Origin of the sequence: Flavonifractor sp. An92 (genome assembly GCF_002159175.1) — a bacterium.
In the GTDB taxonomy this organism is placed as follows: domain Bacteria; phylum Bacillota; class Clostridia; order Oscillospirales; family Oscillospiraceae; genus Pseudoflavonifractor_A.
Genome location: NZ_NFGZ01000012.1, coordinates 16,307 through 39,185 on the forward strand (window position 1 = coordinate 16,307; position 22,879 = coordinate 39,185).

Sequence of the window (22,879 nt, forward strand, 5' to 3'; positions counted from 1 at the left end):
CGGGGGCGCTTTTTAGTGTTCCTCCGGTTTGGTCTGCCCCTCCAGCGGGAGGCGCAGGATGAATTCGGTGCTCCGCCCGAAGGTGGGGCGGGGGTTGAGCTCGATGGTGCCGCCGTGCTTCTCGATAATGCGCCGGGTGATGGCCAGACCCAGGCCGCTGCCCTTACCGGATCGGGCGTCGCTGCCCACCACAAAGGGCTCGAAGATGTACTTCGCCCGCTCGGGCGGGATGCCCGCGCCGTTGTCGGCCACCCGCAGCACCGCCTTGCCCTCCGCCACCTCCAGGTCGAAGAAAAGCACGGTGCCCAGGCGGTTGTGCCGCAGGGCGTTGGAGAGGAGGTTGTCCAGCACCCGGCGGAACTGCATCTCGTCCAGCTCGCAGGGCACCGGCCGCTCGGGGATGGACACCTCCAGCGTAAACCCGGCCAGGTCGACCTCGTCGTACTTGCCCGCCAGGTATTCCCGCAAAAATTCCCCCAGGTCGGTGCGCGCCTGCCGGAGAACGAACTCCGGGTGCTCCACCTTGCTGTACTCGTGGAAGGCGTTGACCAGCTCGGTGAGGGTCTCCGCCTTGGCCTGGATGGCCCGGAGATACCGCTCCTGCTCCTGAGGGGGCACCTTGCCGTCGCAGATGGCATCGATGTACCCGGCGATGACGGTGATGGGGGTTTTCAGATCGTGGGAGATGTCGGCGATGAGCTTCTGCCGCCCCTCGTCCAGGCGGCGGCGCTCCGCCTCGCTCTCGGCCAAGCGGTCGGAGAAGCGGTCGAAGCTCTCCCCGATGCGCCGGATCTCCCGGGTACCGCCGCAGTCCCCCACCCGCACCAGCCGTCCCTCAGTCTGGGAGGCCACGGCGTCATTGAGCCGCCGGAGGGGCCGGCCGATCTTCCGGCTCAGCCACCAGATGAAGGCCGCCGTGGTCAGCAGATAGAGGGGGACAAACAGGAGCCAGATCCGCCAGGACTCGTCGTAGCTGCGGAAATAGTCGGCGTCGCTGATGTACATCTCCCGGAAGAGAGCGGTACGGGTCTCTCCCGACTGGTCGGTGAAGTCCAGCCGGGTCACCTCGCTGCCCTCGTAGCGCCGCCCGGACAGCAGGGCATACTCCTCCGCCGTGTAGCCGGTGCGCCCGTCCCCCAGGCCGCCGAACACCACCTGGTAATCCTCGTCCAGGGCCATAACCTTCACCGCCTCCGATGCGCTCTCGGTGTAGGTGTGCAGCACCAGCAGATAGCGGGGCCCGCTCCCATTGCCCGCCACATCGTAGGAGTCGATGAGCCGGGTGGAGCCGTAGGCCCGGATGCAGGAGAGCTCCCCCGGGGTGTACCAGGCGTCAAAATCGTCCCGGGAGGCGTAGAGGAGCTTCCCCTCCCCGTCGTACACCGCCAGGGCCCCGTTGTCCCCCAGCAGGCGCTCCAGGCGCTGGTAGTCCCCCTCTTCCAGAGCGGAATCGGTGCGCACGCTCTCCCAGTCCACCGGGTAGTACAGCCGGTAGATGCGGTTGTTCCACAGCAGGAAGAGCCCCGCCGCGATGGTCAGCAGCGTCAGGGTAAAGAGGAGATAGTTCCGGGCCAGAAGGCCGAAAAGGCTCCCGCTCAATTGTTTATTTTTCAAGCTTGTACCCCAATCCCCGCACGGTGATGATGTAACGGGGGTTCTTCGGATCGTCCTCGATCTTCTCCCGCAGCTTGGAGATGTGGACCATCATGGTGTTGTCGTCCCCCTCGAAATAGGTGCCGATGGCCCCCTCATAGAGCTGGATCTTGGTAAAGATCCGCCCCGGCGAGCGCATGAAGAGGGCCAGGATCTTGTACTCCATGGGGGTGAGGAGGATGGTCTGTCCCCCCTTGGTGAGCTGGAAGCTGGCGGTGTCCAGCGTCAGGTCCCGGACGGTGAGGGTGTCCCCCGCCGTGCGGGCCGCCCGGCGGAGCTGGGCCTTCACCCGGGCCACGATCTCCACCGGGTTGAAGGGCTTGGCGATGTAGTCGTCCGCCCCCAGATTCAGCCCCAGGATCTTGTCGTTGTCCTGGCTCTTGGCCGAGAGGATGAGGATGGGCACCTCGCTGAACTTCCGCAGGGCCCTCGTCAGCTCGAAGCCGTTCATCTGGGGCATCATCACATCCAGAATGGCCATGTCCGGCGTCTCCTCCCGGGCCAGCTCCAGCGCCCGGGCCCCGTTGTCGGCCTCCAGCACCCGGTAGCCCTCGCCCTCCAGGTACAGCCGCAGCAGACCGCGGATGTCGGCGTCGTCCTCGGCGATCAAGATCACAGCGCTCACAAGCAGCGCCCCCTTCCCTTTCTTGGTGGCCCCATTGTATCAGATTTTCCACACAGGGCAAAGGGCGTGTGGAAAAAAACCGTCTTTCTTTGCAAATATTAAGGTTCCATACAGTGTCTTTACAGAAGGAGGCGGTATCATAGAACCACAACCTGGCCGGACGGCGGAAAGGAGCGATCCCATGTTTCAGATCCCCCATCTTCTGGTCCTCCTGGCAGCAGCACTGTCCACGGCGCTGACCGGCCTCTGGGCCGCTGAGGCCTCCCGGGCGCAGGTGGAGCAGGTCCTGAAGCTCTGTGTCGTTCTGGCCGTGTGCTTCGATCCGGTCTACTGGCTCTGGGAGCTGCGGCACTTCGGGCATATCAACCCCGCCACCACCCTGCCGCTGTATCTCTGCTCCCTCTTCTGGCTGCTCCTCCCCGTTGCGGTCTTTGCCCGCCGGGAGATCTTGCGCCAGATGGCCGCCGCCACCGTCTGCACCATCGGCCTGTTGGGCGGCGTGCTGGGGCTGATCTTCAATGTGTATCTCAACCAGTACCCCTTTTTCAGCTTCGTCCCGGTGCGCAGCCTGCTCTATCACCTTCTGATGGTGCTCACCGCCTGTATCCTGTGGGTCAGCGGCTACTACCGCCCCCAGCCCCGGGACCGCCTGCTGTGCTTCGTGCCGGTGGGTGCGCTGGTGGGGATCAGCCTGGTGCTCAACCGCCTGTTCGGCTGGGACTACTGCTACACCGCCGGCGGACCGGGCACCCCCTTTGAGCGCCTGAGCGCCGTGCTCCCCCGGGGTCTTTTCCTGGTGGTGCTGTATGGCGGGCTTCTGCTCCTCATCCAGGTGCTCTTCTACCGCCCCTTCCTGCGGCGGCGTTTCTTCTGATACCGATCCACTCCGCTGTACCGGCGGCGGGGTGTTCTCCTCTTTTCATTCCCCCTCTCTTCTCACATGCGCACGAAGGGCCCTGCCAACTGGCAGGGCCCTTCGTGTTTGTTTCGTTACCGCAGGAGATCCTGGCGGTTGACATATTTAGTGTGGAGGAGCTTGTGGGCCAGGGGGCTGTTGGGCTCGCCCAGGTAGTTCTCATAGATCCAGGTGATGGCCGGGTTCTCATGGGACTGGCGGATGGGCAGGTCCTTCTCCGCCCGGTAGATGGCCTCCTTCCGGGCCTCCACCTTCTTCCACGTGCGGGGGGCATTGCCGCCGCCGCCGATGCAGCCGCCGGGGCAGGCCATGATCTCAATGAAGTGATAGGGGCTCTTGCCGGTGCGGATCTGGTCCAGCAGCTTCTTGGCGTTGGTCATGCCGTGGGCCACGGCCACCTTGACCACGGTGCCGTCCAGGTCCACCGCGGCCTCCTTCACGCCCTCAAAGCCCCGGACGGGCTCATACTCCAGGCGCTCCATGGGCCGGCCGGTGACCACGGTGTGGACGGTGCGCAGGGCGGCCTCCATGACGCCGCCGGTGGCGCCGAAGATGAGGCCGGCGCCGCTGCCCAGGCCGAAGGGGTCGTCAAAGGGGGTTTCGGGGAGGTCCGAGAAGCAGATGCCGCCGGACTGGATCATCCGGGCCAGCTCCTGGACGGTGAGGGCGTAGTCCACGTCCTGATAGCCGCTGTCCTTCATCTCAGAGCGCTTGCACTCGAACTTCTTGGCGGTACAGGGCATGATGGACACGCTGCAGATATCCTTGGGGTTAAGCCCCGCCCGCTCGGCGAAGCAGGTCTTGATGAGGGCGCCGAACATCTGCTGGGGGGACTTGGCGGTGGAGAGGTGGCGGGTGTACTCGGGGGCGTAGGTCTCGCAGTACTTCACCCACGCCGGGCAGCAGGAGGTGACCATGGGCAGGGGGCCCTCCCCCTTCAGGCGGCGGAGGAGCTCAGTGCCCTCCTCCATGATGGTCAGATCCGCCGAGAAGTCGGAGTCGAACACATAGTGGAAGCCCAGGCGCTTGAGGGCGGTGACCAGCCGGCCGGTGCTGACGGTGCCGGGCTCCTCGCCCAGGGCCTCGGCCAGGGTCACCCGCACCGACGGGGCCACCTGGACCACCAGGGTCTTGCCCACGGTGATCTGCTGGTAGATGTGGCCGGTGTCGTCGTGGATGGTGAGGGCGCCGGTGGGACAGACCTGGACGCACTGGCCGCAGTTGATGCAGCTGGTGTCGGCCAACTTCTTCCCATAGGGGGTGGTGACGATGGTGTGGAAGCCCCGGTTCTCCTTGTCCATGATGTGCAGGCCCTGGACCTTCTCGCAGGCCTCCACGCAGCGCATGCACAGGATGCACTTCTGGTGGTTGCGCCGGATGGAGGGGGAGCTGTTGTCCTCGGGGGTGGCGCGCAGCTCCAGGTCGTAGGAGATGGGCTTGTACATGCCCACATCCTGGGCCACCTTCTGGAGCTCGCACCGGCCGCTCTTCTGGCAGACCAGGCAGTTCTGGGGGTGGCGGGCGAAGATGAGGGACAGAATGTTCTTCCGGGCCAGCAGCACCTTGGGGGAGGCGGTGTGGACCACCATGCCCTCGGCCACGGGGGTGGAGCAGGCGGTGGGCAGGAGGGTCTGGCCCTCCACCTCCACCACGCAGATGCGGCACACCGCCTTGACCTGCTGGTCCTCGTGGTAGCACAGGGTGGGGATGCTGATATTGGCCTGCCGGGCCGCGTCCAGGATGGTGGTCCCCTCCTCCACGCAGACGGCCTGGTGGTCGATGGTGAGATGGATCATTTCCGGTGGCCTCCTTCCTGAGCGCAGACGGGACAGAAGTCCTTGTCGATGTGGTGGAGATACACGTCGCGGAAGTTCTGGATGCCGGACAGCACCGGCACGGCGGTGGAGTGGCCCAGGCCGCACAGGGAGGTGGTGCGCAGGGTCCAGGCCAGGGACTCGATGCTCTCCAGGTCCCGGATGGTGCCGTGGCCCTCGCTGATGCGCCGCACCAGGTTATAGAGCTGGGTGCCGCCCTCCCGGCAGGGGGTACACTTGCCGCAGGACTCGTCCCGGAAGAAGTCCAGGTTGTTCAATACGATGTCCACCACGCAGTTGGAGTCGTCGATGACCAGGATCGTACCACAGCCCAGGCGGCCGCCGGAGGCGGACACCGTGTCGATGTCCAGGGCCATGTCGATCTGGCTGGCGTTGATGATGGCGCCGGAGGTACCACCGGTCTGGACGGCCAGCAGCTCCCGCCCGTTGGGGATGCCGCCGCAGACGTCGTAGATGAGGTCCTTCAGGTTGACGCCCATGGGGAACTCAAAGATGCCCCGGCGGTTCACGTTGCCGCAGATGGTGAAGAGCTTGGTGCCGGGGCTGTTGTCGGTGCCGATGCTCCGGTACCAGTCGGCACCGTTCTTGAGGATGGGCGGGAGATTCGCCAGGGTCTCCACGTTGTTGAGCATGGTGGGCTTGCCGAAGAGGCCCTTCAGGCTGGGGAAGGGCGGGCGGAACCGGGGCTCGCCCCGCTTGCCCTCGATGGACTCGAACAAAGCGGTCTCCTCGCCGCAGACGTAGGCGCCCGCGCCGGAGCGGAATTTGATTTCAAAGTCAAAGCCGGAGCCCAGAATGTCCTTGCCGATGTAGCCCAGCTTCTTGGAGCTGAGGAGGGCCTTCTCCAGGGTGGGCATCAGGTAGGAGTACTCGGCCCGCAGATAGATGAAGCCCACATGGGCGTCCACCGCCCGGGCGGCGATGGCCATGCCCTCGAAGATGGCGCAGGGGTCGCTGGAGAGGAGGATGCGGTCCTTGTTGGTGCCCGGCTCACCCTCGTCGGCGTTGCAGACGATGTAGCGCACCGGGTCGTCGGCGTGGTAGGTGAATTCCATCTTGCGGAAGGTGGGGAAGCCCGCGCCGCCCCGGCCCCGCAGTCCGGCCTTTTTCACCACTTCAATGATCTCCTCGGGGGACATGGCCAGGGCCTTGCGCAGGCCCTCATAGCCGCCGGCGTCCACATAGTCCTGGGCCTCAGTGGCGCGGATCTTGCCCCGGTTCTTTAACAGCACATGCAGCTCTTCCATTACTCCACATCCTCCCGAATATAGCGTTTGATGAGCTCACGGGCGCTCTCGGTGTTCAGATTGCCATAGGCGCGGTCGTTGATCATCACGGCGGGGGAGCTGTCGCACAGGCCCAGGCACGGGCAGTACTCCAGGGTGAAACGCCCGTCGGGGGTGGTCTCTCCCATGCGGATGCCCAGCTGGTCCTCGATGGCCAGCACCACTTCCCGGGCGCCCCGGACATGGCAGGGGGCGCTCTTGCACATGCGCACGATGTACTTGCCCCGGGGCTTCACCGACAGCATGGCGTAAAAGGTGACGAAGCTGTACACCTGCGTCAGGGTGATGTTCATCTCCCGGGCGATGACCTGGGCCACCTCCTCGGAAAAGGCGGGGACGATCTTCTGGACCCGGGTGATGACCTTCATCAGCATCTCCGGCCGGTCCCGGTAGGGGGCGGCGATCTCCGCCACCTCCACCAGCAGGGAGGCCGGGGTCTTGTAACTGTACCGCTCTTGCTCCATGTTCATCCTCCTCATGCGGCGCCCGCGGGGCGGGGCAGCTATATTAAACGCATCAGTTCACATCCAAGAACCATTATACCAAGATATTCCCAGAATGCAATACAGGGAGCAAAAGTAGTTTTTTTAACATACAAGTTAGAAAAATAACAATATTCCGGGCGCAAAAACGCCGCCCCCTTCGATACCGGCAGGGGGCGGCGTTTCCATCATACGGTAAAATAGCGTTTCAGGTCCACAGGGGCAAAGATGCCCTTCTCGGTGACCACTCCGTCGCAGAGCTTGGGTGGCGTCACGTCGAAGGCGGGGTAATACCCCTTCACCCCGGGGAGGGTGGTGCGGGTCCCCAGGGCGTCCATGGCCAGGTCCGGGTCCCGCTCCTCGATGACCACCGAGGACAGGTCCGGGTGGCTGGGGTTGGGGGAGCCGGTGACCAGGTAGGGGATGCCCCAGTAGCGGGCGGCCAGGGCGATCTGGAAGGTACCCACCTTGTTGACAATGTGGCCGTCCAGGGTGATGATATCGGCCGCCGAGGTGAAGAGGTCCACCCCCTTCTTCTCCATCACATAGGCGGGCATGTTGTCGGTGATGACCGTCACGTCGAAGCCCATGTCCCGGGCTACGCTGGCGGTGAGCCGGGCGCCCTGGAAATAGGGCCGGGTCTCAGGGCAAATCAGCTTCACGTCGCTCCCCCGCCGCCGCAGCTCCCGCAGGAGGGTGCCCACGATGGTCTCGGCGAAGCACTGGGTCATGATGGTGCCGTTGTGGGGAATCTGGTCGGCCAGATAGCCCGCCACGGCGGTGTAGCGGAGGTAGTTCTCATTGATCTGGGCCAGGGCGTTCCTCTGGAGGGCCTCCACCAAGGCGAGGCCGCTCTTCCCCTCCGCCAGAGCCTGCCGGGCCACGTTCAGCGCCCGCTCGGTGATCCGCCCCATCTTGGCGGCGGTGGTGGGCCGGGCGTGGGAGAGGGTGTAGGCCGCCTGCTCCAGGAAGGCGAGGACCTCCTCCTCCCCTCTGTCCCGCACCTCCCAGGCCGCCAGAGCCATGCCCATGGCCGCGGCCAGGAAGGGCCCGCCGCTCTGGGTCACCATGTCGGCGATGGCCTGGGCCACCTCCTCGTGGCGGCGGCAGGTGACGTACTCCACCCGGATGGGGTAGATGCGTCGGTCCAGGATGCGCACCGCGCCGTCCTCGTACCAGGCCACGTTCTCATAGCGCAGCAGGAAGCCGATGCCCTCATCGGCCCGCTCCAGTTTCATTTCTCCCATCTCAGCGCCCCCTCATGGCGGCAATGTCCGCCTCACTCATGGTGACGATGGGCCCGTGGCCCATGGCGATGGAACAGATCCGGGCCGCGTCCTCGATGTACACCGCCCGCAGGTGGGCCTGCTCCAGGTCCTTGCCGATGGCCAGCACGCCGTGGTTGGCCAGCAGGCACCCGTACCGCTCCTTCAGCACCGCCACCGCGCCGGTGCCCACCGCCTCGGTGCCGGGGAGGGCGAAGGGAGCCAGGGGCACGTCGCCCCCCAGGAAGGGCACCATTTCAATCAGAATGGTGGGGATGCCGGTGTTGTTCACCGCAAAGGCAGTGGCATAGGGGCTGTGGGTGTGGACCACCGCGCCCACCTCGGGCTTCTCCCGATAGAGGGCCGCGTGCATCCGCCACTCGCTGGAGGGTTTATGGGGGCCCTCCAGGACGGTGCCGTCCAGCCGGAGGACCATGATGTCCGCCTCCGTCATGGTCTCATAGGGAATCGAGGAGGGGGTAATGACCATCACGTCCTGCTCCGGGTCGTAGACGCTCAGGTTGCCGCTGGTACCGGCAAAGAGATGCTCGGCATAGGACTGGCGGCTCCAGGCGCAGACCGCCTCCTTCATGGCCTGTACTGTCATGTGGTTCATCCTTTCTGTGTTCACGGCGGACCAGCGCCGCCGGATTTCTTGTCCTCTTCTCCTCTTTATGGTATCGTAAGATGGACCGCTTGACAAGAAGGAGGACGCCGTCATGGCCTATACGTACCAGTTCTTTCAGGAGAGCGCCGACTATCTGCGCGCCCGCGTACCCTTTACCCCCGACACCGCCATTGTGCTGGGCTCCTGCCTGGGGCCCTTCGCCCAGAACATCCAGGACCCCATCGTCATCGACTACGCCGACATCCCCAACTTTCTCCTCTCCACCGTGGCCTCCCACGCCGGGAAGCTGATCTTCGGCACGGTGGGTGGCAAGAAGGTAGTGTGCATGTCGGGCCGCTTCCACTCCTATGAGGGATATGACTTCGAGCAGCTGGTCATCCCCATCCGGGTCCTGAAGCTGCTGGGGGTGGAGCGGGTCATCCTCACCAATGCCTCCGGCGGAGTGAACACATCTTACCGCCCGGGGGATATCATGGTGATTTCCGACCACATCAAGCTCAACGGCCCCAGCCCCCTCCGGGGCCCCAATGTGGAGGAGTTCGGGCCCCGGTTCTTCGACGTGTCCCGGATGTACACCCCCGAGCTGCGGGAGCTGGCCCTCCGCTGCGCCCAGGACAGCCCCCTCACCTTCCACGAGGGCGTGTACATGTTCTTCCCCGGCCCTCAGTTCGAGACGCCCGCCGAGATCCGGGCCGCCCGCATTCTGGGGGCCGACGCAGTGGGCATGTCCACCGTCACCGAGGCTCTCACCGCCGCCCACTGCGGCCTCCCGGTGCTGGCCCTGGCCGTCATCACCAACATGGCCGCGGGCGTCACCCCCGGTCCCGTCACCGGCGAGGAGGTGGACGACACCGCCGCCCTCATCGCCGGGCCCTTCTCCGCCTATCTGGAGCGCCTGGTGGCCGCGCTGTAAAATCGTGCCCGCCCCCTTGACAGTCCAATATCTTAGTGATATCATTTTAATATCAAATAAAGGAGGCGGTCCGAAATGAAAGAGACCATCCTGACCAATAAGAAGCACGGTATGCCGGTGCTGCTCCTGGTGCTGGTGCTGTACATCGCCAGCATCGCGGGGTGCATCTGGTCGGCCATCGCCCTGGAAGGCGGCGCGGGCGCTCCCGTGGTGGCGTTTCTGGTGGTGACCATCGTATGGATGAGCCTGGGCTGGATCTTCCTGTGCGGCCTGAAGGTATTGAAACCCCAGGAGGCCCTGGTCCTCACCCTCTTCGGCAAATACATCGGCACCCTGAAGGGCGAGGGCTTCTACTACGTGAACCCCTTCTGCTCGGCAGTGAATCCGGCGGCCGGCACCCGGCTGAAGCAGAGCGGCGACGTGGATGGCGCCCAGGGCACTTCTCCCCTCAGCGTCAACGGCGCGGTGAACCTGGCCATCTCCAAGGAGGCCTCGGGGAAAAAGGTCTCCCTGAAGATCATGACCCTCAACAACAACCGCCAGAAGATCAACGACTGCCTGGGCAATCCCGTGGAAATCGGCATCGCCGTCATGTGGCGGGTGGTGGACACCGCCAAGGCGGTGTTTGACGTGGACAATTATAAGGAATACCTCTCCCTCCAGTGCGACAGCGCCCTGCGGAACATCGTGCGCATCTATCCCTACGACGTGGCCCCCAATGTGGACACCACCGGCGACGGTGTAGCCGACGAGGGCAGCCTCCGGGGCTCCAGCGAGGTGGTGGCCGGGCGCATCAAGGACGAGATCCAGCAGAAGGTGGCCCAGGCCGGTCTGGAGATCATCGAGGCCCGCATCACCTATCTCGCCTACGCGCCGGAGATCGCCGCCGTCATGCTCCAGCGTCAGCAGGCCAGCGCCATCATCGACGCCCGGAAGATGATCGTGGACGGGGCCGTGGGCATGGTGGAAATGGCCCTGGAGCGGCTCAATGAAAACCAGGTGGTGGAGCTGGACGAGGAGCGGAAGGCCGCCATGGTCTCCAACCTCCTGGTGGTCCTGTGCGGCAACCGGGACGCCCAGCCCATCGTGAACTCCGGGAGTCTGTACTAATGGCCGCCGACGGCAAGAAGCAGGTGCCCCTGCGCCTGTCGCCCAAGCTGTACGCCGCCATCGCGGCCTGGGCCGAGGACGATTTCCGCTCGGTAAACGGCCAGATCGAGTATCTGCTCACCGAGTGCGTCCGCCAGCGGAAAAAGAACGGCAGTCCCATCCCCACCGAGCTGGACGTGCCGCCGGAGCTGGACCTGAAATAGTACCGAGGAGCGCGCCCTGTCCGGCGCGCTCCTTTATTTCTCTTTCCCCTACCTACTGTCCTGTTTTATCGGGTTTTTTGATAATATTTGTGACTTCTGCCCCGCCATGTTACAATGTCTGCTGAACAATCTGGAAAACAGGAGATGGAACTATGGCGGAAGTCAAGAAGATCCGCGGCGTCTGCGGTATGTGCCCCGATAAATGCGACATCATCGCCACGGTGGAGGACGGCCGGCTGGTGAAGGTGGAGCCCGATCCCGACTCTCCCCGGGGCCACGTCTGCCCCCGGGGCGCGCTGTCCCCCAAAATCGTCCACTCGGACAAGCGGGTGCTCCACCCCCTCATCCGGGACGGTGAAAAGGGCAGCGGCAAGTTCCGCCAGGCCACCTGGGAGGAGGCCTTCGACTATGTGGGCGAGCGCCTGCGGGCCGTCATGGACCAGTACGGCCCCGACGCCGTGGCCTCTTACTTCGGCGGCAGCGCCCGGGAGGACTGCAACATGCGCTGCCTCTCCTTCACCCGGGAACTGGGCTCGGTGAGCGGCTTCTCCTGCTCCTCCACCTGCAATTTCTCCTCCAATGTGCTCACGCCCCTCTCCACCATGGGCGTGCGCACCCCGGACCTTCTCCACGACGTGGACCGCTGCGACATCGTGTTTTTGTGGGGCAAGAACCCCGCCACCGACTCCGGCCCCCTGGTCTATGACCGGGCCATCCGCCGGGCCAAGGAGCGGGGCGCCAAGCTGATCGTCATCGACCCCCGGGGCGAGGTGTACCAGGACCTGGCCGACTGGTGGGTCCCCGTCCTCCCCGGCTCGGACGGCGCGCTGGCCATGGCCATGCTGAAGATTATCATCGAGGAGGACCGCTACGACCACCATTTCGTGGAGCAGTTCACCCGGGGCTTTGAGGAACTGCGGGCCTATCTCGCCACCCTCACCCTGGAGCAGTGCTCTTCCTGGTGCGGCGTGCCGGTGGCCGACATCCGCGCCCTCACCGACCTCTTCTGCAGCACCGAGAAAATCGCCCTGGTGTCCTACACCGGCCTGGAGTACCAGTGCAGCGGCGTGCAGAACAACCGGGCCATGCAGACCCTCTGGGCCATCACCGGCAAGCTGGACGTGGAGGGCGGCATGCGCTTTGCCGGCGACCACTTCCCCACCGTCCCCCTGGGCCCCAAGGACCCGGAGCGCAAACCGGCGGGCTATGACCGCTATCCCCTCTTCTCCCGCATCCTGGGCCAGGGCCAGTTCGCCGAATTCCCCAAGGCGGTGCTGGAGGGCGATCCCTACCCCATCCGGGCGCTGATCCTCTGCGCCTGCTCCCCCGCCGTCACCTACCCTAATCAGGCCATGTGGCACGAGATCTACAAAAAGCTGGACTGCCTGGTGGTGCTGGAGCGCTTCATGACCGAGGACGCCAAGTACGCCGATGTGGTCCTCCCCGCCACCACCCTCTTTGAAAATCAGTCGGTCATCGCCATCCCCGGCGGCAAAAAGATGCGCAACCGCATCGTGGAACCCCAGGGGGAGACCAAGTGCGACGTGTTCATCTTCCAGGGCATCGCCCAGCGTCTGGGCATCGGGGACCGCTTCCCCAAGAACGACGAGGAGCTGGAGCTGTGGATGGTGAACGGTGACCGGGACTATCTGGCCGCTCTGAAGGCCAGCCCCTACGGCATCGTGAAGAAGCCCTGTCTGGACCTGCGCAAGTACGAGACCGGCCAGCTCCGGGCCGACGGCGTCCCCGGCTTCCCCACCCCGTCGGGCAAGTTCGAGATTTCCTCGGTCTACCTGGAGGAGTGCGGCTACACCGGCTATCCCCAGTACCACGACGTGCGGGACGTGCCCGGCATGGACGGCGCGCCCGGAGAGTATCCCTTCCTCCTCACCACCGCTGCCCGCAACAACTTCCGCTTCAGCTCCTTCGGCGCCAACCTGCCGGAGATCGCCAAGGTGTACCCCACCCCCACCCTGGACCTGTCCCCCGAGGACGCGGAAAAGCTGGGCATCCGGGAGGGAGACGCCGTGACGGTGGAGACCCGGTTCGGCAAAAAGACCTATCCCGCCCGCCTCTGCCCCATGAAGTCCGGCGCGGTCCATGTGCCCTACGGCGGCGGCTCCTCCTACATGCCCCCCGCCTGGCGGGACGGCAACGTCAACGACATCTGCAGCTTTGACTACCGGGACCCCCTGTCCGGCTTCCTGCTGTTCAAGTCCCTCCCCTGCAAGGTGTACCCCGGCGGAACCCTGCCGGACGAAAACAAATAAAGTGAGGTCGATGACATGAAGCAGCATTCCCGCCGGTACGGCAAATGGATCTTCCTGGCCGTACTGGTCGTGATCGTGGCGGTGTGCGCCACGGTGCCCGCCCTCCGCGCCTGGTTCAGCTCGGTGTTTGCCCTGCTGTCCTCCATGAACGTGGAGCAGGTGGTGGAGTACATCCGGGGCTACGGTCCCTGGGCCGCCGCCATCTCCTTCTTCCTGATGGTCCTCCAGTCGGTGGCCGCCCCCATCCCCGCGTTCCTGCTCACCTTCGCCAACGCCGCCATCTTCGGCTGGTGGAAGGGCGCTATCCTCTCCTGGAGCAGCGCCATGGCCGGCGCGGCGGTGTGCTACTTCATCGCCCATGTGCTGGGCCGCGACGCGGTGGAGCGCCTGGCCTCCCGCACCGCGCTGGCCTCGGTGGACGTGTTCTTCGAGCGCTACGGCAAGCACGCCATCCTCATCTGCCGCCTGCTGCCCTTCGTGTCCTTTGACCTGGTGAGCTATGCCGCGGGCCTGACCGGCATGGGCTTCTGGGGCTTCTTCGTGGCCACTGGCGTGGGCCAGCTCCCCGCCACCCTTGTCTACTCCTATGTGGGCGGCATGATGACCGGCGGCCTGAAGTACTTTGTCACCGGCCTGATGATCCTCTTCGCCATCGCCGCCCTGGTGGCCCTGCTGAAAAAGGTCTACAACGACCGCCACAAGTCCGGCTGTGAAAAATAAGCGCGTCTGGATATTCCTGGGCCTCATCGTGCTGGTGGTGGTGCTCAACGCCCGGTTCGGCTGGTCCCGGCTCCTCACCGACCCGGCCAGCCTCCCCGCCCTGCGCAGCGCCCTGAAGGACCACTTCTTCCTGGCCCTCCTCCTGTACATGGCCATCACCACCGTGGGCTGCGTGCTGCTGGCCCTCCCCGGCGTCACCTTCGCCATCGCCGCCGGGCTCCTGTTCGGCCCGGTGTGGGGCACCCTGGCCTGTGCCCTGGCCGCCACGGTGGGGGCCTGCGCCGCCTTCCTGGCCGGGCGCTACTTCCTCAAGGACGCGGTGAAGCCCATGCTGGAGCGCAGCCCCCTGCTGCGGCGGCTCCTCTTCGAGGGCGCGGGAAAGAGCGATGTGTACCTCCTGATGGTCACCCGCCTGGTGCCCCTATTCCCCTACAATCTGCAGAACTTCGCCTACGGCGTCACCGACATCCGCTTCTCCCGCTACACCCTCTACTCGGGCCTTTTCATGCTCCCCGGCACCGCCATTTACACCGTGGCCGCCGCCGGGGTCACCGACGCCGAGCACCGGGTCCCCTACCTCATCTTTGCGGTGGTCCTCTTTGCGGCGGTGATGCTTTTTTCCTTGTTCCTCAAGCGCCGGGTCCTGCGGGAACCCTGAACACATGCAAAACGCGCCCCCGATGCTTTTCCGCATCGGGGGCGCGTTGTTTCTTGTCGAAATTCCGGGTGTGGATTACACCAGACCCTGGGCCATCATGGCGTTGGCCACCTTCAGGAAGCCGGCGATGTTGGCGCCAGCCACCAGGTTACCCTTCATGCCGTACTCTTCGGCGGCCTTGGCGCTGGTGTGGTAGATGTTGACCATGATGTCGTGGAGCTTCTGGTCCACTTCCTCGAAGGTCCAGGACAGGCGCATGGAGTTCTGGCTCATCTCCAGAGCGGAGGTGGCCACGCCGCCGGCGTTGGCGGCCTTGGCAGGCCCAAAGAGGACGCCATTGGACTGGAAGATCTCCGTAGCCTCCAGGGTGCAGGGCATGTTGGCGCCCTCAGCCACGGCGAAACAGCCGTTGGCGATGAGGGTCTTGGCGGCCTCGGCGTCCAGCTCGTTCTGGGTGGCACAGGGCAGGGCGATGTCACAGGGGACATTCCAGATGTTCTTGCAGCCCTCCACATACTGGGCGGTGGGAACATAATCCAGGTAGGTCTTGATGCGGGCGCGCTTGACCTCCTTGATCTCTTTGATGACCTTGTAGTCGATGCCGTTGGGGTCGTAGATGTAGCCGTTGGAGTCGCTCATGGCCACCACCTTGCCGCCCAGCTGGGTGCACTTCTGGTTGGCGTAAGTCGCCACGTTGCCGCTGCCGGAGATGACCACGGTCTTGCCCTCGAAGGACTTACCGTTGTCGCGGAGCATCTCGTCGGCGTAGTAGCACAGGCCGTAACCGGTGGCCTCGGTGCGGGCCAGGGAGCCGCCGTAGGTGAGGCCCTTGCCGGTCAGAACGCCGGCGTACTGGCCGGTGATGCGCTTATACTGGCCATAGAGGTAGCCGATCTCACGGCCGCCCACGCCGATATCGCCGGCGGGCACGTCGCAGTCGGGGCCGATGTGGCGGTAGAGCTCGGTCATGAAGGACTGACAGAAGCGCATGACCTCGTTGTCGCTCTTGCCCTTGGGGTCGAAGTCGCAGCCGCCCTTGCCGCCGCCGATGGGCAGGCCGGTGAGGGAGTTCTTAAAGATCTGCTCAAAGCCCAGGAACTTCAGGATACCCTGATTGACACTGGGGTGGAAGCGCAGGCCGCCCTTGTAGGGGCCGATGGCGCTGTTGAACTGCACGCGGAAGGCGCGGTTGATCTGATACTCGCCCTTGTCGTCCACCCAGGGCACCCGGAAGGTAACGATGCGCTCCGGCTCCACCAGGCGCTCCAGGAGCTTGGCCTTCTGAAATTCGGGGTGGCGCTCCATCACGGGGCGCAGGGAGTTGAGGACCTCCGTCACCGTCTGGAGGAATTCGGGCTCATTGGCATTTTTCTCTTTGACAGCCGCCAGCACCTGATCGACATAATCCATAAAACAAGACCTCCCTGTTTCGATTCACCGGCCGCAGAATAAAAAACCGGCCAGTCCAAATCCGCGCGGAACCCAGTCTGCAAGGATAAATCTAAAAACTTGCACTACGAACATCTTTCCAGCTCCGTGCCGTCCCCCCTGGTCCGGTGGACCGCTTTGATGGCACGGGAATGATTCCAGCGGAATACAAGGGTTATTATAAAAAACCTTGCCCGGGTCTGTCAATAGTTTTCCACAAAAAAGCGCAAAAGTCTGCATCATGATGAATCAGAACTTGCAAAATTGCAGAGGATGACCCTGCCACATGAGGGTTTTTCTTCATGGGACGCGCAATCACTTGCGTTTTTTCCAAAATGATGGTATAACTAACCAAATTGTACGGGAGGCGGGAGAGCCCCCGGAACGGGGAGCTGTCCCGCCGAACCACGCGCCGCAGAGCGCAGGGGAGGTATTTCCATGTCTGAGCAAACCAACGCGCCGGCAAAGTCCGGCATCCGGCGGTATTTCCAGAAGCAGAACATCGAGCTCTCCTGGGACCGCATCGGCATCCAGGCCCTGAGCGGCATGGCCCAGGGTCTCTTTGCCTCGCTGCTCATCGGTACCATCATCGGCACCCTGGGCATGTTCGTCCCGGGAGCGGCGGGCGAATTCCTGAGCAGCATCTCCGACTACACCAAGGCCATCCAGGGTGCGGCCATGGCCATGGCCATCGGCTACTCGGTGAAGGCGGACCCCTTCATCGTCTACTCCCTGGCCACAGTGGGCTACTCCTCCAACATGCTGGGCGGGGCGGGCGGGCCCCTGGCGGTGTACTTTGTGGCCCTCATCGCCATTTTCTTCGGCAAGCTGGTGTCCAAGCGCACCCCCATCGACCTGATCGTGACGCCCGCGGTGACCATCCTCACCGGCGTCTTGAGCTCCGCCGTGCTGGCGCCCCCCATCGGCCGGGCGGCCTCCTCCCTGGGCACTGTCATCATGTGGGCCACCGAGCAGCAGCCCTTCCTCATGGGCATCCTCATCTCGGTGATCATGGGCGTCATCCTCACCCTGCCCATCAGCTCCGCCGCTATCTGCGCCGCCCTCAACCTGGTGGGCCTGGCCGGCGGCGCGGCGGTGGCCGGGTGCTGTGCCCAGATGGTGGGCTTCGCCGTATGTACCTATCGCGAGAACAAGCTCAACGGCCTCTCCTCCATCGGTCTGGGCACCTCCATGCTGCTGGTGTCCAACCTGCTGAAAAAGCCGGTGCTGTGGGCGCCCCCCACCATCGCCGCCGCCATCACCGGCCCCATCGCCACCTGCCTCTTCCATCTCCAGATGAACGGCACACCCATCTCCTCCGGCATGGGCACCTGCGGCCTGGTGGGCCCCATCGGGGTGGTCACCGGCTGGTTCGCCCCCTCTGAGGCGGCTACCGCCGCGGGCCTCACCGCCCTCTCCCCCACCGCCATGGACTGGCTGGGGCTGATTCTGGTCTGCTTTGTGCTGCCGGCGGTGCTGAGCTGGGCTATCTCCGAGTTTATGCGCAAGCGGGGCATCATTGAACCGGGCGACTACAAATTGAATTTGGAATAAGTTCTGCTCCAACCGGGCAAGCTGGCGGTGGGAGGTGGACCTGATGAGTGAAGTCAACGCCGACGGGACGCTGCTGAACCCGGAGGACTTTTTCCTCCACCTGGCCCGCCGCAGGGCCAATGCCAGCGCCGCCGCCGTCTCCCTGCACACCGGCACCATGAGCCGCACCGTCCACGCCGCCAACGGCGTGCCCGCCGGACAGGTGGGCGGCGCGCCCCACATGCCCGTCCCCCATTCCACATCCTGAGAGACAGTGCCCCCCGCTCCGGTCTTCCGGTCATAGCGGGGGGCGCTGGCGCATATACCTGCCATGAAGTACTTACATAGGAGCGTGGCGGATATGCAAACAGGTTGGAATGAAAACAAAGCGATTCTTCGCGGCACTGTGGCGGCGGCCCCGGCGCCCTCCCACGAAAACCACGGGGTCTGGTACGACGCCTTCCCGCTGACGGTGCAGCGCCTGTCCGGCGCGGAGGACCGGGTGAATGTGATCCTGGCCCACAACATGGCCCAGAAGCTGGACCTTGAGCCGGGTCGGGAGGTGGCCATCGAGGGGGAGGTGCGCTCCTTCAACAACAAGAGCGGCCGGGGCAGCCGCCTGGTGATCACCCTCTATGCCCGCACCATCTGCCCCTGGGACGGACCCCACGGCAACGAGCTGGTGCTCTCCGGGGCGCTGTGCAAGCGCCCGGTGTACCGCCGCACCCCCATGGGCCGGGAGATCTGCGATCTGCTGTTGGCGGTGAACCGGCGCTACGGCCGCGCGGACTATTTGCCCTGCATCGCCTGGGGGGCCCTGGCCCGGCAGTGCGCCGAGCTGGATGTAGGGGACGCGGTGCGGCTGGAAGGGCGATTCCAGAGCCGCAGCTACACCAAGGTGGAGCAGGGAGAGAGTACCCAGCGCACCGCCTACGAGATCTCGGTCATGCGCCTGGAGGTGCTGGACTCGGCGGTGTCCCTGCCGGGTTGATGGGCCCTCGCTGGGCGGGCTGCCAGCCTGGCTCAGGCCGCCTGCTCGGCGGGAGCACCGCTTTCTTTGCAAAGAAAGCGGTGGGAAAGAAAGCCCAGAGGGGGGATACCCCCCTCTGGACTCCCCCAAGGCGCATCCCGGCTTTCATTCTGCTGCGGCGGTATTTCCTCAGCTTGGCGTGGCCAATTCTGGGCTTCCCGCCTATCCGGAAAGCGTTGTACCCCGGCAATATGGGGCGGCCCCATAAAAGGCCGCCCTTTTGGAGGGGAGTGGAGAGGGGAACGAGAAGTTCCCCTCTCCTTCTTTTCTTTCCCCGGTTTCTTTTCGAGAAAAGAAATCGGGCGCTGTCCGCGCAGGACACCCGTGTGGCGAGCACAAATATGGCTTATTCCCAAAAAATATGCTATACTTTTCCCGAGGCAACCCCGTACTGAACACAAAAACAGAGACATAGAAGGAGGTTGTACCCATGAAAAGACTCCCGATCCTCTTATGCCTGCTGATCTGTCTCCTCCCGCTGGCGTCCTGCGGCTCCTCCAAACAGGAGCTCCTGCATCTGGGAATCAATGCGGTCATCACGGAGATCGATGCGTCCGGTCAGGCCATCACGGTGCGGGATGCGGACAGAAGCGGTCCTCTGGGCGAACAGTGCCGGATCGACTGTGCCGACATCGATCTCATCTACTGCAATTATGAGACGGGCGACGTCAAAACGATCTCCTTCGAAGAGCTGCAAGTGGAGGATGACGTGATCCTGAGCATCCGTGATTCGGACCTGAAGGCGTTTCAGGAAGCGGGCTCAAATGAGCTGAAAATCGAGCAGCTGCAGCTGGGGACGCAGCGCCTGAATTGAACGTAAAAAAACGGCTGGGGACAACTTTTGTTGTCCCCAGCCGTTTGATTGTTTGTGGAAAAGCTTACTCCTCCATCGCCTTAGCAGCCTCGATGGCCTTCTGCTGGACCATGGGGGGCGCCTCCTCGTAGCGGACGAAGTGGAAGGTGAAGGAGCCGCGGCTCTGGGTCATGGAGCGCAGGTCGATGGCATAGGTCATCATCTCGGCCATGGGCACCTCGGCCTCCACGATCTGGTTGCCCTTGCCGTCGGGGTTCATGCCCATCACACGGCCGCGGCGCTTGTTCAGGTCGCCGATGATGTCGCCCATGTAGCTGTCGGGAATGGTGACCTTCAGCTCGCCGATGGGCTCCAGCAGCACGGGGCTGGCATCGGGCAGACCGGCCTTGTAGGCCAGCTGAGCGGCGGTCTTAAAGGCCATTTCGGAGGAGTCCACCGGGTGGTAGGAGCCATCGAACAGGGTGGCCTTCAGGTTGACCACGGGATAACCGGCCAGCACGCCGTGCTGCACGGCCTCCCGCAGGCCCTTCTCCACGGCGGGGAAGTAGTTCTTGGGCACCGCGCCGCCGAACACTTCCTCGCAGAACTCCAGCTCCTCGCTCTCGCCGGGCTCGAAGCGGATCTTGACGTCGCCGAACTGGCCGTGGCCACCGGACTGCTTCTTATGGCGGCCCTGGACCTCCACCTTCTTGCGGATCTTCTCGCGGTAGGCCACGCGGGGGATGGACAGCTCCACCTCCACGCCGAAGCGGCTCTTCAGCTTGGACACCAGCACGTCGGTCTGCATGTCGCCGGTGCCGGAGAGGACCATCTGGCGGGTCTCAGCGTTGTTGACCCAGTTGAAGGTCAGATCCTCTTCGTTCAGGCGGGTGAGGCCACCGGCCACCTTGTCCTCCTGGCCCTTGGTCTTGGGGGCGATGGCCACCGAGTAGCAGGGCTCGGGGAAGGGCATGGACGCCAGCTTGACCACCTTACGGGGATCGCAGATGGTGTCGCCGGTCTTGAAGGAGTCCATCTTGGACACGGCGCCGATGTCGCCGCAGCCCAGCTCCTTGACTTCCTCGGCCTTCTTGCCCTTCATGATGTACAGGCGGCCCAGCTTCTCGGTCTCGCCGGTGCGGGCGTTGACCACCTGCATATCGGGCTTCAGGTTGCCCGAGAGGACCTTCAGATAGGAGTACTTGCCGTACTGGTCGGACACGGTCTTCCACACCAGGGCGCAGGGCAGAGCGCCAGGAGAGGTGACGAACTCGTCCACTTCGCCGGCGTCGTTCTCGCCCATGAGGGGCTGGCCCTCCAGGGGAGAGGGGAGCAGCTCCACGATGGTGTCCAGCAGCATACGGGTGCCCAGGCCGGACAGCGCCGAGCCGCAGACCACGGGGAACAGGGACAGGTCCCGCACGCCCTGGCGCAGGCCCTGGATCATCTCGGCGTAGGTGAAGTCCTCGCCGGAGAAGTACTTGTCCATGAACTCCTCGCTGGTCTCAGCCACGGACTCCTTCAGGGCGTCGTACAGCTCGTCCAGCACGGGGAGCTTGTCCTCGGGCACATCGATCTCGATGCGCTCGCCCTTGGGGCCGGCCTTGAAGGCGCGCTTGTGAAGCACGTCGATGAAGCCGATGACCTTCTTGTTCTCGTCCCAGATGGGGGCGGCCACGGGGGCGATGTTCTTGCCGAAGCGCTCACGCAGGGTGGCGAAGGCGGCGTTGTAATCGGAGTTCTCCTCGTCAGTCTTGGAGATGTACAGGATGCGGGGCAGACTGCGGCTGTCGCAGTACTCCCAGGCCTTCTCGGCGCCCACGCTCATGCCCGCCTTGGCGGAGCAGACGATAATGGCGGCGTCGCACACATAGAGGGCCTGGATCACCTCGCCGGCGAAGTCGAAATAGCCCGGAGTGTCCAGAACATTGATCTTACAGCCGTTATACTCCACAGGAGCCACAGCGGTGGAGATGGAAATCTTGCGCCGGATCTCCTCGGGATCATAATCGCAAACGGTGTTGCCATCCACGGGAGAACCCAGCCGGATGGTACCGCCGGTCAGATACAGCATGCTCTCTGCCAGGGAGGTCTTTCCGTTGCCGCCGTGTCCCAGCAGGCAGATGTTGCGGATGTTTTGCGCGGAATAGCTCATGTGTTTCCTCTCCTTACGTTTATGAGATCGGGCCAGCAATGCGCCCGGAAGGTAAGCACGACTGACATTAGTCATTATAGCTCAAACAAGCGGCCCTGGCAACTGATATTTTAGAAAAAGAGTCCAATGCCAGCCGCGGCAACGCCTTGAACGGAAAAAAGGACCTGTGGATCATGTCCACAGGTCCCGTTCTCCTGGCGGATTTAGTTGTGAATAGTGTCGAAATAGTCCTGCTGGGCCTGATCGTAGGCGGCCTTGGCCTCCTCCCATCCGGCATCCCCCGGCGCGAGGCCCTTCAGCAGGCTCTCATCCCGGCAGGTCAGCAGCTCGCTGCCGTCCAGAGACAGGGCGTAGAAGTTGACCGTCTCGGTGAGGGTGCTGTCGGAAAAGGTCCGGTCCAGCCGGAAGGTGTAGTACGCCTTGTTGTCCGAGAGGCCGGTGTCCTCCAGGACCAGCGCACTGTCCTCCTCTGTGGCCAGCACACCGCTCTCCGGGTCGGCGTCCGGGTAGGTCTCGCCCAGCTCCTCAAAGACCCGCTGATAGGCCTCATCCGCAGTGAGGGTATCGGGCGTCTCGTTCGCGGTCTGATAGGGTATTCCCGCCGGAGCCGTGTCCAGCGTGTTGGGGTTGTCCCGGGACTGCTGGGGCGTGGAACGCGGAGGCTGGGTGGACTGGACCGCCGTATTGGGGTCGCTCTCACTGTCGCCGGCAGGCGCGCCGCTGCCCGCAAAGGCATTGCTGCCGCCGCCGGAGGAGGGAGCGGTACCGCTCGCCCCGGCAGACGGGGCGGTGCTGCCGCCCTGGTTCCCGCTGTCATTGGAGACCGGCGTATCACCGTCGGAGACGGCGGTGTCGCCGCTGGTGGGCGCGGATTTTTCCGGCGGCTGGGTGGCGGCGGGCTCAGCCGCGCCGGTCGCCGCATCCGACTCGGGCAGCGCGGCGTCCGCGTTGCCCGCGCCGCCGGATAGGGCGGCGCTGTTCTCGGGGGCGGCGGCGGTGCTGGTGCCGCTGCCGAAGCGCACGGCCAGCTGGTCCAGGCCCAGGGTGCCGACCCCCAGCAGGACCACCGCGAACACGGCGGCGGTGGCGGCCCACTGCTTCCAGGGGCGGCGGGCGGCGCGGACGGCGGACAGGTCCACCACCTTCTCCTCCCGCACCCGGTCCATCACGGACTGGGTGAAGTCCGGGGGCACGGGGGCGTTCAGGGTGGGCAGGGTTCTCTCCATCTCTTGAAAATCAGCCAGAAGGGCCCGGCAGTCGGCACAGCCGGCCAGATGTTCGTCCAGCGCCGCCCGGTCCTCGGGGGACAGCGGGCCGTCCAGGCTCTCGCTGATGAGCTCCAGAGCCTGATCGCAGGAAATCATGGGCAGGCCCTC

The 22,879-nt window shown here is 64.4% G+C and carries 21 protein-coding genes; 11 read left to right on the top strand and 10 right to left on the bottom strand.

Features of this window, described 5'->3' with window-relative positions; translation table 11 throughout:
- Positions 1 to 12: 12 nt before the first annotated feature.
- Positions 13 to 1,599, bottom strand: a complete 1,587-nt coding sequence (locus tag B5G43_RS09705; protein WP_242960524.1) for a HAMP domain-containing sensor histidine kinase — start codon at positions 1,597 to 1,599, stop codon at positions 13 to 15.
- 4 nt (positions 1,600 to 1,603) lie between these two features.
- Complete coding sequence (locus tag B5G43_RS09710) at positions 1,604 to 2,278, bottom strand: response regulator transcription factor (RefSeq protein ID WP_087260714.1); 675 nt, start codon at positions 2,276 to 2,278, stop codon at positions 1,604 to 1,606.
- 181 nt (positions 2,279 to 2,459) lie between these two features.
- On the opposite strand from B5G43_RS09710, the gene B5G43_RS09715 reads away from it, so the two are divergent.
- Entirely contained in the window at positions 2,460 to 3,152 is a 693-nt protein-coding gene (locus tag B5G43_RS09715) for a YwaF family protein (RefSeq protein ID WP_087260716.1), read from the top strand.
- A gap of 116 nt (positions 3,153 to 3,268) precedes the next feature.
- Here the strand turns inward: B5G43_RS09715 and B5G43_RS09720 are convergent, their stop codons facing one another.
- The 5 genes from B5G43_RS09720 to B5G43_RS09740 all read right to left on the bottom strand — a co-directional run bounded on the left by B5G43_RS09720 (position 3,269) and on the right by B5G43_RS09740 (position 8,678).
- Positions 3,269 to 4,990 (bottom strand): NADH-dependent [FeFe] hydrogenase, group A6, encoded by a 1,722-nt coding sequence (locus B5G43_RS09720; RefSeq protein ID WP_087260718.1) that lies wholly within the window; start codon positions 4,988 to 4,990, stop codon positions 3,269 to 3,271.
- Entirely contained in the window at positions 4,987 to 6,276 is a 1,290-nt protein-coding gene (locus B5G43_RS09725; protein ID WP_087260720.1) for an NADH-ubiquinone oxidoreductase-F iron-sulfur binding region domain-containing protein, read from the bottom strand. Before B5G43_RS09725 ends, B5G43_RS09720 begins: the two co-directional genes overlap by 4 nt.
- Complete coding sequence (locus tag B5G43_RS09730) at positions 6,276 to 6,779, bottom strand: NAD(P)H-dependent oxidoreductase subunit E (RefSeq protein ID WP_158097402.1); 504 nt, start codon at positions 6,777 to 6,779, stop codon at positions 6,276 to 6,278. Before B5G43_RS09730 ends, B5G43_RS09725 begins: the two co-directional genes overlap by 1 nt.
- Before the next feature lie 206 nt (positions 6,780 to 6,985).
- A complete protein-coding gene (locus B5G43_RS09735) occupies positions 6,986 to 8,044 on the bottom strand; it encodes a s-methyl-5-thioribose-1-phosphate isomerase (protein ID WP_343214419.1) in 1,059 nt (352 codons plus the stop codon).
- A gap of 1 nt (position 8,045) precedes the next feature.
- On the bottom strand, positions 8,046 to 8,678 hold the full coding sequence (locus B5G43_RS09740) for a class II aldolase/adducin family protein (protein WP_242960525.1): 633 nt from the start codon (positions 8,676 to 8,678) through the stop codon (positions 8,046 to 8,048).
- A 103-nt stretch (positions 8,679 to 8,781) separates the two neighbouring features.
- Between B5G43_RS09740 and B5G43_RS09745 the strand changes: the two genes are divergently transcribed.
- The 6 genes from B5G43_RS09745 (at position 8,782) to B5G43_RS09770 (ending at position 14,564) form a co-directional block, all read left to right on the top strand.
- Complete coding sequence (locus B5G43_RS09745; RefSeq protein ID WP_087260724.1) at positions 8,782 to 9,603, top strand: purine-nucleoside phosphorylase; 822 nt, start codon at positions 8,782 to 8,784, stop codon at positions 9,601 to 9,603.
- Between the two features lie 75 nt (positions 9,604 to 9,678).
- A complete protein-coding gene (locus B5G43_RS09750) occupies positions 9,679 to 10,713 on the top strand; it encodes an SPFH domain-containing protein (RefSeq protein WP_087260725.1) in 1,035 nt (344 codons plus the stop codon).
- Positions 10,713 to 10,916 carry a PTS ascorbate transporter subunit IIC gene (locus B5G43_RS09755; RefSeq protein ID WP_087260727.1) on the top strand — a complete coding sequence of 68 codons (204 nt, stop codon included), beginning with the start codon at positions 10,713 to 10,715 and terminating at the stop codon, positions 10,914 to 10,916. Before B5G43_RS09750 ends, B5G43_RS09755 begins: the two co-directional genes overlap by 1 nt.
- Before the next feature lie 152 nt (positions 10,917 to 11,068).
- Positions 11,069 to 13,186: a molybdopterin-dependent oxidoreductase gene (locus tag B5G43_RS09760; protein WP_087260729.1), complete on the top strand. Its 2,118-nt coding sequence runs from the start codon at positions 11,069 to 11,071 to the stop codon at positions 13,184 to 13,186.
- Positions 13,187 to 13,201: 15 nt separating this feature from the next.
- Positions 13,202 to 13,906 (top strand): TVP38/TMEM64 family protein, encoded by a 705-nt coding sequence (locus B5G43_RS09765; RefSeq protein ID WP_087260733.1) that lies wholly within the window; start codon positions 13,202 to 13,204, stop codon positions 13,904 to 13,906.
- Complete coding sequence (locus tag B5G43_RS09770) at positions 13,896 to 14,564, top strand: TVP38/TMEM64 family protein (protein ID WP_087260736.1); 669 nt, start codon at positions 13,896 to 13,898, stop codon at positions 14,562 to 14,564. Before B5G43_RS09765 ends, B5G43_RS09770 begins: the two co-directional genes overlap by 11 nt.
- A 75-nt stretch (positions 14,565 to 14,639) precedes the next feature.
- Here the strand turns inward: B5G43_RS09770 and gdhA are convergent, their stop codons facing one another.
- Positions 14,640 to 15,974, bottom strand: a complete 1,335-nt coding sequence (gdhA, locus tag B5G43_RS09775) for an NADP-specific glutamate dehydrogenase (protein WP_087260738.1) — start codon at positions 15,972 to 15,974, stop codon at positions 14,640 to 14,642.
- 456 nt (positions 15,975 to 16,430) lie between these two features.
- On the opposite strand from gdhA, the gene B5G43_RS09780 reads away from it, so the two are divergent.
- From B5G43_RS09780 to B5G43_RS09800, 4 genes are all read left to right on the top strand, one after another.
- Positions 16,431 to 17,546 carry a PTS sugar transporter subunit IIC gene (locus tag B5G43_RS09780; protein WP_087260740.1) on the top strand — a complete coding sequence of 372 codons (1,116 nt, stop codon included), beginning with the start codon at positions 16,431 to 16,433 and terminating at the stop codon, positions 17,544 to 17,546.
- A gap of 43 nt (positions 17,547 to 17,589) precedes the next feature.
- Positions 17,590 to 17,793: a hypothetical protein gene (locus tag B5G43_RS17345; protein ID WP_087260741.1), complete on the top strand. Its 204-nt coding sequence runs from the start codon at positions 17,590 to 17,592 to the stop codon at positions 17,791 to 17,793.
- A 93-nt stretch (positions 17,794 to 17,886) separates the two neighbouring features.
- Positions 17,887 to 18,516, top strand: a complete 630-nt coding sequence (locus tag B5G43_RS09790; RefSeq protein WP_242960526.1) for a single-stranded DNA-binding protein — start codon at positions 17,887 to 17,889, stop codon at positions 18,514 to 18,516.
- Between the two features lie 469 nt (positions 18,517 to 18,985).
- On the top strand, positions 18,986 to 19,369 hold the full coding sequence (locus tag B5G43_RS09800) for a hypothetical protein (protein WP_087260746.1): 384 nt from the start codon (positions 18,986 to 18,988) through the stop codon (positions 19,367 to 19,369).
- 64 nt (positions 19,370 to 19,433) lie between these two features.
- On the opposite strand, the gene B5G43_RS09805 is transcribed toward B5G43_RS09800, so the two are convergent.
- Complete coding sequence (locus B5G43_RS09805; protein WP_087260747.1) at positions 19,434 to 21,503, bottom strand: elongation factor G; 2,070 nt, start codon at positions 21,501 to 21,503, stop codon at positions 19,434 to 19,436.
- A gap of 203 nt (positions 21,504 to 21,706) precedes the next feature.
- Positions 21,707 to 22,867: an anti-sigma factor gene (locus B5G43_RS09810; RefSeq protein WP_087260749.1), complete on the bottom strand. Its 1,161-nt coding sequence runs from the start codon at positions 22,865 to 22,867 to the stop codon at positions 21,707 to 21,709.
- Between the last annotated feature and the right edge of the window lie 12 nt (positions 22,868 to 22,879).

Excerpts from the sequence above, each read along its gene's own strand:
- B5G43_RS09715 (WP_087260716.1), top strand. The coding sequence starts at position 2,460 with ATGTTTCAGATCCCCCATCTTCTGGTCCTCCTGGCAGCAGCACTGTCC.
- B5G43_RS09720 (WP_087260718.1), bottom strand. The coding sequence starts at position 4,990 with ATGATCCATCTCACCATCGACCACCAGGCCGTCTGCGTGGAGGAGGGG.
- B5G43_RS09725 (WP_087260720.1), bottom strand. The coding sequence starts at position 6,276 with ATGGAAGAGCTGCATGTGCTGTTAAAGAACCGGGGCAAGATCCGCGCC.
- B5G43_RS09730 (WP_158097402.1), bottom strand. The coding sequence starts at position 6,779 with ATGGAGCAAGAGCGGTACAGTTACAAGACCCCGGCCTCCCTGCTGGTG.
- B5G43_RS09735 (WP_343214419.1), bottom strand. The coding sequence starts at position 8,044 with ATGGGAGAAATGAAACTGGAGCGGGCCGATGAGGGCATCGGCTTCCTG.
- B5G43_RS09740 (WP_242960525.1), bottom strand. The coding sequence starts at position 8,678 with ATGAACCACATGACAGTACAGGCCATGAAGGAGGCGGTCTGCGCCTGG.
- B5G43_RS09745 (WP_087260724.1), top strand. The coding sequence starts at position 8,782 with ATGGCCTATACGTACCAGTTCTTTCAGGAGAGCGCCGACTATCTGCGC.
- B5G43_RS09750 (WP_087260725.1), top strand. The coding sequence starts at position 9,679 with ATGAAAGAGACCATCCTGACCAATAAGAAGCACGGTATGCCGGTGCTG.
- B5G43_RS09755 (WP_087260727.1), top strand. The coding sequence starts at position 10,713 with ATGGCCGCCGACGGCAAGAAGCAGGTGCCCCTGCGCCTGTCGCCCAAG.
- B5G43_RS09760 (WP_087260729.1), top strand. The coding sequence starts at position 11,069 with ATGGCGGAAGTCAAGAAGATCCGCGGCGTCTGCGGTATGTGCCCCGAT.
- B5G43_RS09765 (WP_087260733.1), top strand. The coding sequence starts at position 13,202 with ATGAAGCAGCATTCCCGCCGGTACGGCAAATGGATCTTCCTGGCCGTA.
- gdhA (WP_087260738.1), bottom strand. The coding sequence starts at position 15,974 with ATGGATTATGTCGATCAGGTGCTGGCGGCTGTCAAAGAGAAAAATGCC.
- B5G43_RS09780 (WP_087260740.1), top strand. The coding sequence starts at position 16,431 with ATGTCTGAGCAAACCAACGCGCCGGCAAAGTCCGGCATCCGGCGGTAT.
- B5G43_RS17345 (WP_087260741.1), top strand. The coding sequence starts at position 17,590 with ATGAGTGAAGTCAACGCCGACGGGACGCTGCTGAACCCGGAGGACTTT.
- B5G43_RS09790 (WP_242960526.1), top strand. The coding sequence starts at position 17,887 with ATGCAAACAGGTTGGAATGAAAACAAAGCGATTCTTCGCGGCACTGTG.
- B5G43_RS09800 (WP_087260746.1), top strand. The coding sequence starts at position 18,986 with ATGAAAAGACTCCCGATCCTCTTATGCCTGCTGATCTGTCTCCTCCCG.
- B5G43_RS09805 (WP_087260747.1), bottom strand. The coding sequence starts at position 21,503 with ATGAGCTATTCCGCGCAAAACATCCGCAACATCTGCCTGCTGGGACAC.
- B5G43_RS09810 (WP_087260749.1), bottom strand. The coding sequence starts at position 22,867 with ATGATTTCCTGCGATCAGGCTCTGGAGCTCATCAGCGAGAGCCTGGAC.